We start from the raw sequence: 14,665 nt of genomic DNA, 5'->3' as shown, positions 1-14,665 counted from the left end.
TGCACAGCTTAAAACATATGGTGTTTACAACAGCGGATGTAACATTCCTGTTGTATTGCAATATTCGGACGCGGAGGTTTCACAGAGCGTTATTTAAATATATCATAATAATTAACTATCCTTTTGTATGCTCTATGGTTAAAATAGAAAATTTAAAACATATTGGCTTAATTAATGCTTGATAGTAAGAACCTTAATTCAATATATAAAATGGCACAATTAGATGTTCAGCCTAAACGCAAGAGCTCGGTTTTAATATGGATCATATTTGCAATTATTGCTATCGCGATAGCTGTTTTATTATACAAAGGCTGTAACAGATCGGCACCTTTAAAAGTTGCTACAACTGATACTGTTGCAACCGATACCGTAAAAAAAGACAGCAATGCAATTGTGACCACTCAGCCGGATTGGAACGCCATAGACTTTAATATTCCCAAAGCATCATACGATGAGGTGACCGATACGGCCATTATAGTTAGGGGTAATGATAAATATACCATTTATAGTATAGGCGAAAATGTCTTGTTCGCAGCCAACGAAAGCACCTTGCAGCCTGCTGCCGAAGAAAAGTTGAAGCAAATAACCGCCTCGCTTGCAAAAAGATATAAAAAAGCGGCTATAGCCATCTACGGACATACAGATTCGGTAGGGTTAACCGGTGATAATAAAAGATTGGGTGAAGACCGTGCCAACGCGGTAAAGGATTGGCTGCTAACCAAAGGCGGAATTGACGGCGGGAAGTTATCCATTCATTCATTAGGCGAAAAACAACCTCTTGCTACAAACGCTACCGAAAAAGGCCGCGCGCAAAACCGAAGTGTTGAAATAGTGGCTTATACCGACAATAAATAATTATACATTAAACATTACGACGATGTCTTCAAATAATAATACAAGTGCCCACAGTCTACAGGAACTAAGCGAAAGCGATTATGAGATTGTGGACAACCAGCCAGAAATATTTGGTTGGGATGTAAAGGATACACACAACAACAAAGTTGGCGAAGTGTACGAATTGTTGTTTAGCGAGGAAACACGAAAGGTGCGCTACATAATATTAGATATGGAAAGCAATGATATTGACCTGGAAGAAGGCCGGGTATTGATACCGATAGAGGTAGCCGTATTTGATTTAGAAAACGATAATGTGAAACTGCCGGGTGTAAGCGTTACCAATTTGCTTGCCTTGCCGCTTTATGAAAAAGGCCGTGTGATAAACGAAGATACCGACGATGAGATACGCATTGCGCTTGCAAAAGCAGAAAAAGATGCGCCTATCCCTCCGGGTTCTATCCATGTTACCCAAAATAAATTTTATGGCAATAAAACCGAAGAAGGGTTTATTGCCGGCGATGATAATGCTTAATTATTTTATAAGCAGTTTAGGGTCATCCTGAGCCTGTCGAAGGACGTGGGAGAGGCTCGCCGAGATGGTTTGCAAGTGGTTCGACAAGCTCACCGTGACATTTTTGCCATCGACATGTTTGCTTAATCTACCTCAAAACATTATCAGTGACCTTGGCTATATCAATGGTTATTTTATTGATAAAACCTAATTGCTCTTTCATAAGCATATCATCAGCCGTAAGCGGTATTGGCTGTATTTCGGGCTTTGAAACGGTATCGGTTTTGGGATGCGTTGTGGGTAGGGTAATACTTTCACCACTCAGTCTTTTATCAGTTTCTTTTAACACGGCAATGCTCCTTTTTACAAGCTTAAGCATATCCGGATGCGGGGTTTTTTGCCCGGATCTTATTAGTGCAGAGGCTATATTAGCCGTGTAGGAGGCTAAAATATGATTAAGCACCACAAATTTATGAAGATCTTTAATGTTGCGCTGCTTGCTTTTAGGCTCCGAGGTCATCCGCTCAAATGTGGCCGATAAGTTGGCCGAATTTACATACACATCCTTACGGGCAAGTTTGTATTCTGTTATCTCCACAACTTTCCCCGAGATACTTTCAGATACCTTTTGCAGGTAGTTTATATTGGCGGTAATAACCGATTTTAAGGTTTCGTTAACCTGCTCAAACTCCCAGGTAGGGAATATAAGGTAACTGGCAATAAACGCGATGCCCGAACCTATTAACGTATCAACAAGGCGTTCCTGAAAAACATTGATGGTGCCTAAGCCCAAAAACTTGAAAAGGATAAGCACATAAGGCGTTGTAAAAATAACGGCCACAATGTAGTTTATTCTTAAAAAGCTGTAGGTGCCTATCATAAACACAATTAACAATATGAATTGCGCGGTTTTATCGGGGATAAAATTCAGGATCAGTATACCAATAGCCCCACCTGCAATGGTGCCTATTAAACGCTGGTAATTACGTTGTTTAGACAGGCTGAAACCGGGTTTTAGTATTACAATAATGGTTAACAGCACCCAATAGCTATGCCCGCCCAACGAAACATTCTTTGCTGTTATAAAGCCCACCAAACAAACCAGCGCTACCCTAAAAGCATGCTTAAAGGCGCCCGAGTTTAGCGTTAGGTTGTCAAAAAATACATGTGGCGCGTAATCTTGCTGGGATACAAACTTTGAATACTCCACACCGGTTGGGCTCTGCACCAAACTATCCGACGCTTTAGAGTGATAGTATTTATAAAGATTGGAGATACTCTTGCTTAAATCACGCAGATTGATGAGGATCTTCTTTAACACAAGGTTACTTGTTTCCTTATCATCGGTACCTATAGCATCAATTCTTTGTTTTAAATATTCCAGACGCAGTTCCAGGTTGCTCAGTTTTTCGGGACGGGTGTTGGCCAGTACAGCAAAGCCTATGTTGTCCAGATCGTCGGCTACGTGATGCAGAAAATCGGCTATGTCTTTTAAAACGCCGGTGCTTTCAAATTTTTCGCGAATGTAGGAGTAGTCGTAATGGGTGGCCATTATCTGCTCAAACATATCTACCAGGTCAATAAAGGTAAGCACCAATATCCTGCTGGCCGCGGTTGATTCTTTCACCAGCAGGCGGCTTTTAAAAAGTATCTCCCTAACCGCATCCTGATGATTGCTCACCTGGATCTGCTGTAGTACCAGTTTGCGGTAATTCTCGTCAATATCGGTTGTATGGATATAAAAATCGGCCTTTATACGAAGGAAACGTGCAATATCGGCAACGTTTTCGCCCAGTATCTGCTGCGCGGCACGAAAGGGGCGGATCCCAAAAAACACCAGGCTAAATATCATGTACCATAAACCACCGGCCAAAATAGTAAGGCAAAACATCGGCAGTTGCGATGGCGGCACTTCTTTATCCATCATAAATATCATCACCAGCAAAGCCGATGTGCCTATAGATGCAGCGCGGTTACCGTAAACAATAAGCATAGAAAAAAGAAACGAGAAAGCGGTTATCTCTAACCCGAGGGTATAAACGTTGAGGCGGGCGTAACCGGTAATAAACGCTACAACAAGCAAACATAAGTTGCCCACAGCCATGGCATTACGTTTATGCGAAATTGGCCCGGGCCCGTCAATGGTGCAAATACAAAGCGCGCCAAGCGACATGGTAAGCCCCAAATCGAAATTGCCTAACTGCATCATTACCAATGAGGGTACCAAAATACCGATAGACATGCGCAACCCGTCAGAAAAATACTGGCTGTAAAAAAAGCTTTTTATTTCTCTTTTATGGTAGTTCATTTACTAATTATTGGGCGATGATTTTAGTTTGCAAAATTAAACAAATAAAACGTTTACTGTTTTGCAATAACAATAATTGCATTAAAATGTCCTAACTGTTATTAATTTTTTAGTTTTTGATGTAATTTAATTTTAGATAGTTAAATTCACGCCATTATTGTTTCCTTTCATATTTGTAAACCTGTTAATTATGCCATCTACTTTAAGGCTCAGTCAAAAAGAATCTATATTTAATCACGAAGTTGTTAAACGCTTCGAGTTATATAACAGTTTGTTTCAAACGCTGCCTTTTTATCAGGTAAAGGACACGGGTATATTGCTTCCGTTTTTTAGCTCGCATTGCGATAAAGGTGCGGCGAATCAATCGTCCCCAACAGATATTATTGAGTCGTTCTTCAAAAAATATGTACCCGGTATTGATAACCGCGAGCAAATAAACCGTTTATTTAGGTTTATACAATACATTGAACGCCAGGTAGTTTTGTTTGATGCTATCGAGGATTCTTCTTTCAGCAAAGTGGGCCGCGTTGATGATACCGGCACATTGCAAAGCATGGTTCAGCAGGCGTCGCAAAACGAGCAGGCAAGAGCTAATATCAGCAAACAATTAAAAGAATTTTCGTTACGCCTGGTGCTTACAGCGCACCCTACACAATTTTATCCGGGCACGGTTCTGGGTATAATGACCGATTTGATAGAGGCGTTAAAAACCAATGATATACCTACCATTGATGTTTTATTACAGCAATTGGGTAAAACCCCTTTCTTTAATAAAACTTCGCCAACGCCTGTTGATGAGGCGGTTAGTTTGGTTTGGTTCCTGGAGAATATATTTTACCATGCCCTATCAGGCATACAATCAAAACTCGAAGATGAGTTTGATATAGAGGGTAACAAGCAGGTGCTGGAACTTGGCTTTTGGCCGGGTGGCGACAGAGATGGTAACCCTAATGTGACCACCGACACCACCCGTTCGGTGTCTACTTTGTTAAGGCAGGTGATTTACCGTTGCTACTACCGCGATTTTAGGAACCTGAAACGCCGTATTACTTTCAGGGGTTTTGCCGATACTATTAGTCAGCTGGAAGCGCTGCTTTATGATAATGCTTTTAACACCCAAACCAACCCTAAAGATCTGCAGCCGGAGTTGTTAAAGCTCCTGAAATCTATGCGGCAAACATTGGTGACCGATCACGACAGCTTGTTTGTATCTATTGTGGATAACCTGATCCAGAAGGTACAGCTGTTCGGTTCGTACTTTGCTACGCTGGATATTAGGCAGGACAGCCGTGTGCTGCGCGATGTGTTTAAATACACCACCGAAAAGGTTTACACCGGCGTTCCAAAAAATTATGCCGAGCAAAACGAGGATGCCAAAATCAAAAGTATTCCTTTTAATCAGGCCGATTTTAAATGCCCGGCTACTGCCGATAGCCTTACCCGCGATACGTTGGATACTATCAGGTTAATGAAGGATATCCAGCATACCAATGGCGAAAAAGGATGCCAGCGCTTTATAATCAGCAACTGCCAGGAAGCATCAGACATTTTACAGCTTATTAACCTGTTTTTATGGAGCGGCTGGGAAAAAGATAAGCTGAGTGTTGATTTTATGCCTTTGTTTGAAACCGTTAACGATTTGAAAAAGGCCAGCGAAGTGATGGAGAAATTATACACCCATCCGTTCTACAAATCGCACCTGAAGAAACGTGGCAACAGGCAAACCATTATGCTGGGCTTTAGCGATAGTACCAAAGATGGCGGTTACCTGATGGCCAACTGGAGCATCTACAAAGCCAAGGTTGAACTGACTGCCATGGCCCGCAAACATAACATAGACCTGGCCTTTTTTGACGGCAGGGGTGGCCCGCCGGCCCGTGGTGGTGGTAAAACACACCGTTTTTATGCCTCAATGGGTAAAGAGATAGCTAACGATCATATCCAATTAACCATACAGGGGCAAACGGTAAGCTCGCAATATGGTTCGGTTGAAACGGCGAGGTTTAACACCGAGCAGTTGATAAACGCGGGCATTATATCTGCCCTGCACCCAAATCATAATGATCTGCTGGACAACGGGCACAAGGCACTGATAGCCGAAATGGCCGAAGAAAGCCACACCCTGTTCCTGGCATTGCGCGAGCACCCGCTGTTTGTAGAATACCTGGAGAAGTATAGTCCGCTGAAATTACTTTCACAAATTAACATTAGCAGCCGGCCAACCAAGCGTAATGCAGGCGCAAAGTTAAAACTGGAAGACCTGCGTGCCATAAGCTTTGTAACATCGTGGAGCCAGTTAAAACAAAATATACCCGGCTTTTACGGCGTGGGTACTGCCTTAAAAAAGATGAAGGATAAGGGTAGCTGGAAAGAAGTGCAGGAACTTTACCAAAATTCGGGTTTCTTTAAAACTATGCTGGATAACTGTATGATGTCTATGACCAAATCTGATTTCAGGATTACGGCGTACATGGAAAAGGATAAAAAATTCGGCGCTTTCTGGAAAGGACTTAAAGCGGAATATGAGCTAACCCGCGATATGCTGCTGGAACTAACCGGTACAAAAGTACTGATGGAAGAATCGCCGGTTGATCGCCGCTCAATAGCTGTGCGCGAGAAAATTGTATTGCCACTGGTTATTATACAACACTACGCGCTGCAAGCCCTTAACAATACCGACGACGAGGAACTGATAGGTATTTACAACAAGCTGGTTATACGTACTGTATATGGTATCGTAAATGCGGGCCGGAATTTAGCGTAGAAGCTTTAAAATGATATCATTAGATATTGAAAATGGCTACCTGCAAATTGGTGAACTGTTAATAACTCCAGGTCTTGAATTACAAGATATTGAAACGTTAAAACAGCAACATGAAGTAGTTGACGCAGTCAAAAATCCACCTCATAGAAGCTATAGAATGCCGGCACTTGACGACGGCTATGCAGCGGCTGGTTTGTATTTTTATGACGATAAAATAACGAAAGTTCGTTTTTGTTTAGGGAGAAAATTTGATTTTCCACCATTTGAGATCACGACTCGTGAAATTGTGTTGGTGAAAGAATTACTTGCTGAACTTGGCGGTGAAAAAAGTTATAAATGGGGAAAGATTGACTATTATGAAGATTACAGAAGCGGAAGTGTTGGGCTTTCGTTGAGTTATTTTTCAAATCCGAGCCAATAATAAACTATTTAAGATTAAGATATACTACCTGACATAGCTACGTCCCATGCGTTAAGGATTGGAACGGATACCGGCCTTGCGGCTAATGCCTGTGCGCGTATGAGTGTAAAGCCTGGGCCGCAGGCAACGCCATAAAACCCCTTTAGTTAAATATAAATGTGCTTTTCATAAACAGGATGGCCTTAATCTTGTTACGTAAGTAGTATAAACTTAACATTTACGATGAAAAGATTTTGCGTTGCGTTAACATTGGTAACGTTATTGGCTGTACAGGCCTGTAGCGATAGGAAAGGTAGAAACTTTAACAAGATTGATGATAGCGGACTTACGTTTGTAAATGCAGCTGCAGAAGCTGGTGCAGCAGAAGTTAAAATATCTGAACTGGCATTAAAAAACTCAAAGAACGAAGAGGTGATCAAATTTGCAAAAATGATGATAGCCGACCATACCGATGCCGGCAACGAGTTAAAGAAGATTGCTGCCGATAGTAAAATTGACGCAAATGACAGTTTAAGTGCTAATCATAACCACGTGTTAACCAGTTTGTCAGCAAAAACCGGCGTGGGGTTTGATAAAGAATACATACAAGCTATGGTTATTGACCATGAAAAGGCTGTTGAGGTTTTTAAAGAAGGCAGCATAAACGCGAATGCGAAACTGAAAGATTTTGCGGCGAAAACACTCCCTAAACTGGAAGGCCATTTGAAAGAAGCAAACGCGCTGTGCGCCGACTTAAAATAGTTTTAGCTGTTGCTGTACCGGCGGTTTAGCTTTACCAAAAACAGTGCGCCCGCCGTATTTCCATGAATCATTTCTTTCTTTTTCTATCACCTGGTCAAAGTTGGCGTTGGGGGTAAAATCCTTTTCGGCTGCCTGGGCTATGTTGGTTAGGCGTTTGATAGCTTCGCTTTTTTCGCTGTTGCCCAGTTTGGCTTTGTGTATAGCGGTTTGTAATGTGCCGATGGTTTCGTCGTAAACTTTGGTAGGCACCGGGAAGGGGTGACCATCCTTACCACCATGCGCGAACGAGAACCTTGCAGGATCTTTAAACCTCGACGGGGTGCCATGGATCACTTCGCTAACTAAAGCTAAAGATTGCAGCGTACGCGGGCCGAGGCCTTGTAGCAAAAGCAGGTCTTCAAAATCCTTTGGCTGTTTCTCGTGCGACAGCCAAAGCACTGCACCCAGGCGTTTCAGGTCAACATCTTTCGCTTGCACATCATGATGGTTTGGCATTACCAGTTTGCTTATCTCTTTCAGCATCTGATCGGGCTGTTCGGCGGCAATTTGCATAACGCCGTTGCGGGAGGTTGCAGCCAGTTTATCGGCCATGTTTAAAATAAGGCCGTTATTGTGTCCATGAATAGCGGTATGCGGGTCTTCCACAAATGATTGTAACTGTTCCGAATGCCAGTGGTAACGGCGGGCGGTGCGGCTTAGGTCGCTCATGCCTTGCTGTACTACGGCCCATTTGCCGGTATCGCTCAGTATAAAGTTGTGGGTGTAAAGCTGAAAGCCATCCTGTATAGCGGTGTTATCAACCTTGGCGCTAAGCTTGCTGCATTTAACCAGGTAATTGCCATCAAGCCCGGTGGTATTGCAAACGTTCATCAGTTCCTGCGGGGTTTTGGTAGAATGCTTGCCTTTGCCGCCGCAAATGTAAATACCTAATTCCCTGCTATGCGGATTGATTGATCTTTTTAAAGCACCCATTACCGAAGTTGTAATGCCCGATGAATGCCAGTCCATCCCCATCACTGCCCCCAGGCTTTGGAACCAGAACGGGTCGCTCAGGCGGCGCAATACTTCGTCCTTGCCATAATCCATTACAATGGTTTCTACCACGGCCAGGCCCAGCTTGGCCATACGTTCGGCAAGCCATGTAGGTACATAGCCATAATGCAATGGCAAGTCGGCACTCCCGGAGCGTTTCATGCTAACAAAGTTAGTAATTTTGTTTGGGATTTAAAATCTTTTGTCATCCTGAGCGATAGCGAAGGATCTATCCCGCGCGTCATTGGAGGTACGAAGCAATCTCTCGATAGGCAATCGGGCATGCAGAGCGATTATGCATAGTCTTGAGATTGCTTCGTACCTTGCAATGACGGTAGGGCGGGGTGGTTTACACCTCAAACGCCGCTTTCGCGTCGCTCCAAAACTCATCTAAAGCAATAATACGGGGTTTAAAAAAGGAGATCAGCTTTGGCCAGTCTTCCTTTTGAAAAATACTGACAGGGGTAAGCTCGGTATAAATACGACTAATAGTTTTTCCATATTCATCGGTGGTATGTAGCTGCCATTGCCAGTCTTCATCAAGCGTGCTGTGCAGCATGGTTTTGTATGAGTCAAATTGCTCGAAGAATAGTTGCTGTAGTTCTTTATCCGGGTGGGCTATTTCAATGGCTATGCTGGCCGTTTTATTATCAGCCTGCATCCTAAAAAAGATGTGTTTAACACCGGTTTTATAATTGATCCAGTTGGTACGCAAACCCTCAGCCGAAAGCACCGGCCCCATGTATTGGCCAAATGCCGTCCAAAATGCTTGTTTTAATTGCGATGCCTGCTCTTTAGTGTACATTAAGAATTATTTATAATAAATTGTCATTTCGAACGAGCGATAGCGAGGAGAAATCTTTTACACATTGCATCCGGCCATGCAAATTCGCCCGTCTGTTGTAAAAGATTTCTCCTCGTACCTCGTTCGAAATGACAGGGTGTTATTTGTTAGTTATTGCCCTTGTTTTTTGTCCTTGTTTGTGACAACATCAACAAGCCGCCATGCATCCTAACTTGTAATTAGCCGTCCTAAATATTGTTGGTGATAATACCAATAACGGTGGAAATACTATTTCCCAATTGTCATTTCGAACGAGCGATAGCGAGGAGAAATCTTTTACACATTGCATCCGGCCATGCAAATTCGCCCGTCTGTTGTAGAAGATTTCTCCTCGTACCTCGTTCGAAATGACAGATTAATTTAGTTGATCGTAAAAGGCAAGCTCACCTTTTCATCCTGCGAGTTACTACCCAATATCAGTTTGTAATCGCCCGGGTAAACTTTCCATTTGTTTGTCTTTAGATCCCATTTCTGTAATTCTTTAACAGGGATTTTAAGGGTAACAACCCCCTCGCCGCCTTTATTAACGCTCACCCGTTTAAAAGCTTTTAACTCTTTTAAAGGCATACGGTTTATCTGCGGATATTGGATATAGGCCTGCACAACTTCGTCACCATTAAAATCGCCGGTGTTTTTTATATTTACACTTACAGTTATGGTATCGGCAGTTTTGTATTTGCTTTTAAATGTATTGTTTGCCTGATAGCCGAACTGAGTATAGCTCATGCCAAACCCAAAAGGATATTGTACCGGGCCATTGTAATAACGGTAGGTGCGGCCTGCCATATTGTAATCCTTATAGTCTGGTAAATTACTAAGCGATTTATAAAAAGTAACCGGCAAATGTCCTGATGGTGATATATCGCCAAACAAAATGTCGGCCAGTGCGTTACCGCCCTGCTCGCCGGGGTACCAAGCTAAAATAACGGCATCGGCATAGGGGGCAATGGCTTCTATATCTACATCGCTGCCGGCGGTTATTACGGCTATTATAGGTTTATTAACCTCCTTACGCAGCTTTTTTAAATAAGCGATGTGGCTTGCAGGTAAGCTAAGATCCAACCTGTCACCGCCGCCTGCCGCCAAAAAAGCGTCGCCTTCTTCGCCCTCGTTAACCGGGGACAGGCCAAGCACAGCAACCGTAACATCGGCATTGCCGGCAGCCCAAATACCACCAAAATGTGTGGTGTCCCGGTTATCGGCACCCAAATCATATTCCACGCGTGTTGCCGGGCCTACAGCAGCGGTGATGCCTTCCACAAAGTTGATGATCTTACTGGTGCCGTGGTAATTACCTATCATGGCATCATACGAAGTTGCGTTAGGGCCAACAACCATATAGCTGCTGTATTTGCTTTTGCTAAGCGGCAGTATATTTTTATCGTTTTTTAAAAGCACCATACTTTGCTGCGCTACTTTACGGGCAAGGGCTATGTGCTGCGTGTTGTGTACGCTATCGGCCCCGTAACCGTGGTAAGGGTTAAGCGATGCATCATCATAAAAACCCAGTTTAAATTGCGTACGCAAGGTTGCAGATAAGGCCTTATCTACATCACTAACTTTTAACAAACCACGTTTTACAGCTTGCATCACGTCGTTTTGCAGCAGGGTAGAGCAGTCAAGGTCAACCCCGGCTTTAATAGCTTCGGCAGCTACAATAACCTGGTCGGGCTGTGTTTTATGGCGAAGGTAAATATCATCCAAAGCGCCGCAATCGGTAACTACATGGCCTTTAAATTTCCATTCGTTTATCAAAATATCTTTTAATAATGTGTTACTGGTACAGCAGGGTTCGTCGTTAACGCGATTGTAGGCGCACATAATGCTCTCCACACCACCATCAACCAGGTATTTAAACGAATAAAGGTAGGTTTCGCGCAGGTCTTTCTGGTCAATAATAGCATTAAACTCGTGCCTGCCGGCTTCGGGGCCACTATGTACGGCGTAATGTTTAGCGGTAGCGCTTGCCTTTAAATAATGCGGATCGTCGCCTTGCAAGCCCTTTACAAAAGCGCCGCCCATGCGCGAGGTAAGGAAAGGGTCTTCACCGTAGGTTTCCTGTCCCCGGCCCCAGCGCGGGTCGCGGAAGATGTTAATGTTAGGTGTCCAGAACGTGAGGCCCATATATTGTAAACGCCTGCCCATACCGGTAGAGAGGTTGTATTTTGCGCGTGCTTCGGTAGATATTACGGTAGATACCTGTTTGAGCAGATCGTCGTTAAAAGTTGCTGCCATACCAATGGCTTGGGGGAATATGGTTGCCTCACCCGCCCGGGCTACGCCATGCAGGGCTTCGTTCCACCAGTTATAAGCGGGGATATCTAAGCGGGGCACCGCTTTACTTTGATAACCTAAAAGGGCGATCTTTTCTTCCAGAGTTAAACGCGATACCAGGTCTTTTACGCGGGCATCTATAGGTTGTTTGCTGTCTTTGTAGATTGTTTTTTGCTGCGCGGAGGTAATTATCGGCACAAATAATAACAAGAATAGGTAGCGTGAAACTCTCATAATTGTATTGGTAAATGATAGTGTGTTAAACATAAAAAGAAATTAGCCGTACCTGAAATTATTTCTACTTAAAAAATCAAGCTATTTTAAAAACGTTTACATTAGCAATTGATACGTTATTGATTTTCGATTTCGAATTTCACCGATTTATAAACCGAACCCGAAAAGTACATCAACCTTAAAATGATATGAAATACTTATTACTGCTGATATTTTTGCCCCTGGCAACGTTTGTCTCCTTTGCACAGCCAGCCCCAAAACCTTATGGCCCATTACCCACGCAAGGGCAACTGAACTGGCAGGAAACAGGTATGTACTGCATTATTCACTGGGGACCTGATACTTATACCGACAAGGAGTGGGGGTATGGCGATGAAGATCCAAAACTTGTTAACCCATCGCAGTTTAGCGCTATGCAAATTGTGGGTGCGGCTAAGGCCGGTGGCTTTAAGGGGGTAGTGGTTGTAGCCAAACACCACGATGGTTTTTGCCTGTGGCCAACCAAAACAACCGAACACAACATATCTAAAAGCCCTTACAAGAACGGCAAGGGTGATATTTTAAGAGAATACCGCGAAGCCTGCGATAAGCTGGGCATGAAGATGGGTGTGTATTGTTCACCCTGGGATAGGAACAGTCCGCTTTATGGCAAGCCGGAGTATGTAACGCAGGTTTATCGGGAGCAGTTAAAAGAATTGTATAGTAACTACGGGCCGCTGTTTATATCATGGCACGATGGTGCCAATGGTGGCGATGGCTATTATGGCGGTGCAAAAGAAGTACGTACTATAGACCGCTCTACCTATTACGGATGGGACGAAACATGGGGTATTACCCGTAAAATGCAGCCCAACGCGGCCATATTTGGCGATGTTGGGCCGGATGTGCGTTGGGTAGGCAATGAAAAGGGCATGGCCGGCGAAACCAGCTGGGCAACCTACACGCCGCATGCGCCTGATGAAGGCAAAAGGCCGGGCAATGGTTATGTGAAAGATTATGAGGGTACAGAAGGTCACCGTGATGGCCAATACTGGATGCCTGCCGAGTGCGATGTATCGTTAAGGCCGGGATGGTTTTATCATAAACGCCAGGACGATTCAGTTAAAGCACCACAGGTATTACTGAACCTGTATTACCAAAGCGTTGGCCGTGGCGCCGCGCTTGATCTGGGTTTATCGCCGGATAGGACGGGGCAGCTTTACCAGAATGATGTAAGATCGCTCAAGGAGTTTGGGGACATACTGAAAAAAACCTTTGCTGTTAATTTGGCTAAAGGGGCTACCTTAACTGCCAGCAATACAAGAAGGGGTAATAAGGTTAGATTTGGTGCAGCCAACCTGCTTGATAATAACCGGTACAGCTATTGGGCAACTGATGATAAGGTGACCACACCGCAATTGGTATTAAACCTGCATCAGCCTAAAACGTTTAACGTGATCCGCCTGCGCGAAAACATTAAACTGGGGCAACGAATTGAAGAGGTAGCCATCGATGCCTGGCAGAATGGTAAATGGGAAGAGGTAGCAAAAGCTACGAGCATCGGTGGCAACAGGTTGATCCGTTTGCAAAACGATGTTTCGGCGAGTAAGGTTAGGCTGCGTATCACCAAGTCCCCGGTGTGTATCGCACTGAGCGATTTCGGTCTTTATAAAGAGGCGAAATTGAACGATGTGGCATCGTTAATTGATAACAAAACACCCCAAAAGTTTTAAGATGAATTATAGAACATTGTTAAGCGTTTTTTGTGCCTTTTTTGGCGTTTTAGGGTCGGTTTTTGGTCAAAAAAGTCCGCTGTTTAACGCTGATGAAAAGCCCCAGCTTATCTCCAAACAATTTGCCTTTACCGAAGGTCCGGCGGTTGATAAAAAGGGGAATATCTTCTTTACCGATCAGCCCAATAACAAGATCTGGAAGTACAATACCGATGGCAAGTTATCTGTTTTTATGGATAATGCAGGCAGAGCAAATGGCACATGCTTCGACCGTAAAGGCAACCTGATTGTTTGTGCAGATGAGCATAACCAGCTTTGGAAAATTAGCGCCAATGGCAAGGTGAAAGTACTTTTAAAAACCCTTAATGGCAAGCTATTCAATGGCCCTAACGACCTCTGGATCGACAAAAAAGGCGGCATTTATTTCACCGACCCCTATTACCAGCGCGATTACTGGACACGTACTAAATCTGAACTAGAAGGGCAAAAGGTTTACTACCTGTCAAACAGTTCGCTGCAGCCGGAGATTGCCGACGAATCGTTAAAAAAACCAAACGGCATTGTAGGTACGCCAGACGGTAATTATCTGTATGTTGCTGATATTGGGGATGATAAAATATATAAGTTTAACATAGATACCGATGGCACCCTTGATGACAGGCAGGTGTTTGCGCAGCAAGGCGCAGATGGTTTAACACTTGATGAACGCGGAAACCTTTACCTGGCAGGCAAAGGCATTACGATTTACAACCCAAAAGGCCAGCAAATAGGCCATATCGATATCCCCGAACCCTGGAGCGCCAATGTTTGTTTTGGCGGGAAGAACAGGGATGTGCTGTTTATCACTGCATCTAAAGCAATATATACTTTGAAAATGAATGTGAGGGGAGTGGAGTAGATAGGATATCCACTCCGACCATCATAGCGAGGTACGAAGCAATCTCCCGATAGAAAAGTTTGCAAGTAGGTTTGTGTTTTATGAATGTC

General features: G+C 43.8%; 11 protein-coding genes. 7 read left to right on the top strand and 4 right to left on the bottom strand.

Going from position 1 to position 14,665, the window contains the following annotated elements; genetic code table 11:
* Positions 1-210 precede the first annotated feature (210 nt).
* Entirely contained in the window at positions 211-855 is a 645-nt protein-coding gene (locus NPE20_RS15365; RefSeq protein ID WP_256539564.1) for an OmpA family protein, read from the top strand.
* Between the two features lie 22 nt (positions 856-877).
* A complete protein-coding gene (locus NPE20_RS15360) occupies positions 878-1,369 on the top strand; it encodes a PRC-barrel domain-containing protein (RefSeq protein WP_256539563.1) in 492 nt (163 codons plus the stop codon).
* Between the two features lie 127 nt (positions 1,370-1,496).
* On the opposite strand, the gene NPE20_RS15355 is transcribed toward NPE20_RS15360, so the two are convergent.
* Positions 1,497-3,656 (bottom strand): FUSC family protein, encoded by a 2,160-nt coding sequence (locus NPE20_RS15355; RefSeq protein WP_256539562.1) that lies wholly within the window; start codon positions 3,654-3,656, stop codon positions 1,497-1,499.
* Positions 3,657-3,846: 190 nt separating this feature from the next.
* On the opposite strand from NPE20_RS15355, the gene NPE20_RS15350 reads away from it, so the two are divergent.
* The 3 genes from NPE20_RS15350 (at position 3,847) to NPE20_RS15340 (ending at position 7,582) form a co-directional block, all read left to right on the top strand.
* Positions 3,847-6,420: a phosphoenolpyruvate carboxylase gene (locus tag NPE20_RS15350; protein WP_256539561.1), complete on the top strand. Its 2,574-nt coding sequence runs from the start codon at positions 3,847-3,849 to the stop codon at positions 6,418-6,420.
* A 10-nt stretch (positions 6,421-6,430) separates the two neighbouring features.
* Positions 6,431-6,841, top strand: a complete 411-nt coding sequence (locus NPE20_RS15345) for a hypothetical protein (protein WP_256539560.1) — start codon at positions 6,431-6,433, stop codon at positions 6,839-6,841.
* A gap of 222 nt (positions 6,842-7,063) precedes the next feature.
* Positions 7,064-7,582, top strand: a complete 519-nt coding sequence (locus NPE20_RS15340) for a DUF4142 domain-containing protein (protein WP_256539559.1) — start codon at positions 7,064-7,066, stop codon at positions 7,580-7,582.
* Here the strand turns inward: NPE20_RS15340 and NPE20_RS15335 are convergent.
* The 3 genes from NPE20_RS15335 to NPE20_RS15325 all read right to left on the bottom strand — a co-directional run bounded on the left by NPE20_RS15335 (position 7,574) and on the right by NPE20_RS15325 (position 11,966).
* Positions 7,574-8,776, bottom strand: coding sequence for a DUF763 domain-containing protein (locus NPE20_RS15335; RefSeq protein ID WP_256539558.1), 1,203 nt, complete (start codon positions 8,774-8,776; stop codon positions 7,574-7,576). The genes NPE20_RS15340 and NPE20_RS15335 overlap by 9 nt on opposite strands.
* 187 nt (positions 8,777-8,963) lie before the next feature.
* Positions 8,964-9,419 carry a DUF4268 domain-containing protein gene (locus tag NPE20_RS15330; protein ID WP_256539557.1) on the bottom strand — a complete coding sequence of 152 codons (456 nt, stop codon included), beginning with the start codon at positions 9,417-9,419 and terminating at the stop codon, positions 8,964-8,966.
* Between the two features lie 399 nt (positions 9,420-9,818).
* Complete coding sequence (locus tag NPE20_RS15325) at positions 9,819-11,966, bottom strand: glycoside hydrolase family 3 protein (RefSeq protein ID WP_256539556.1); 2,148 nt, start codon at positions 11,964-11,966, stop codon at positions 9,819-9,821.
* Between the two features lie 188 nt (positions 11,967-12,154).
* On the opposite strand from NPE20_RS15325, the gene NPE20_RS15320 reads away from it, so the two are divergent.
* Both NPE20_RS15320 and NPE20_RS15315 read left to right on the top strand, forming a co-directional pair.
* Positions 12,155-13,678 carry an alpha-L-fucosidase gene (locus NPE20_RS15320; protein WP_256539555.1) on the top strand — a complete coding sequence of 508 codons (1,524 nt, stop codon included), beginning with the start codon at positions 12,155-12,157 and terminating at the stop codon, positions 13,676-13,678.
* A 1-nt stretch (position 13,679) separates the two neighbouring features.
* A complete protein-coding gene (locus NPE20_RS15315) occupies positions 13,680-14,576 on the top strand; it encodes an SMP-30/gluconolactonase/LRE family protein (RefSeq protein WP_256539554.1) in 897 nt (298 codons plus the stop codon).
* Positions 14,577-14,665: the final 89 nt, after the last annotated feature.

Source organism: Mucilaginibacter aquariorum (assembly GCF_024498135.1).
Taxonomy (GTDB): domain Bacteria; phylum Bacteroidota; class Bacteroidia; order Sphingobacteriales; family Sphingobacteriaceae; genus Mucilaginibacter; species Mucilaginibacter aquariorum.
Note: the sequence above shows the minus strand (reverse complement) of the source record. Positions and strands in the feature narration are given on the sequence as shown.

What these genes read in the sequence shown, in the direction of transcription:
- NPE20_RS15350 (WP_256539561.1), top strand. Translation starts at nt 3,847, where the DNA reads ATGCCATCTACTTTAAGGCTCAGTCAAAAAGAATCTATATTTAATCAC.
- NPE20_RS15320 (WP_256539555.1), top strand. Translation starts at nt 12,155, where the DNA reads ATGAAATACTTATTACTGCTGATATTTTTGCCCCTGGCAACGTTTGTC.
- NPE20_RS15340 (WP_256539559.1), top strand. Translation starts at nt 7,064, where the DNA reads ATGAAAAGATTTTGCGTTGCGTTAACATTGGTAACGTTATTGGCTGTA.
- NPE20_RS15355 (WP_256539562.1), bottom strand. Translation starts at nt 3,656, where the DNA reads ATGAACTACCATAAAAGAGAAATAAAAAGCTTTTTTTACAGCCAGTAT.
- NPE20_RS15360 (WP_256539563.1), top strand. Translation starts at nt 878, where the DNA reads ATGTCTTCAAATAATAATACAAGTGCCCACAGTCTACAGGAACTAAGC.
- NPE20_RS15325 (WP_256539556.1), bottom strand. Translation starts at nt 11,966, where the DNA reads ATGAGAGTTTCACGCTACCTATTCTTGTTATTATTTGTGCCGATAATT.
- NPE20_RS15345 (WP_256539560.1), top strand. Translation starts at nt 6,431, where the DNA reads ATGATATCATTAGATATTGAAAATGGCTACCTGCAAATTGGTGAACTG.
- NPE20_RS15335 (WP_256539558.1), bottom strand. Translation starts at nt 8,776, where the DNA reads ATGAAACGCTCCGGGAGTGCCGACTTGCCATTGCATTATGGCTATGTA.
- NPE20_RS15365 (WP_256539564.1), top strand. Translation starts at nt 211, where the DNA reads ATGGCACAATTAGATGTTCAGCCTAAACGCAAGAGCTCGGTTTTAATA.
- NPE20_RS15330 (WP_256539557.1), bottom strand. Translation starts at nt 9,419, where the DNA reads ATGTACACTAAAGAGCAGGCATCGCAATTAAAACAAGCATTTTGGACG.
- NPE20_RS15315 (WP_256539554.1), top strand. Translation starts at nt 13,680, where the DNA reads ATGAATTATAGAACATTGTTAAGCGTTTTTTGTGCCTTTTTTGGCGTT.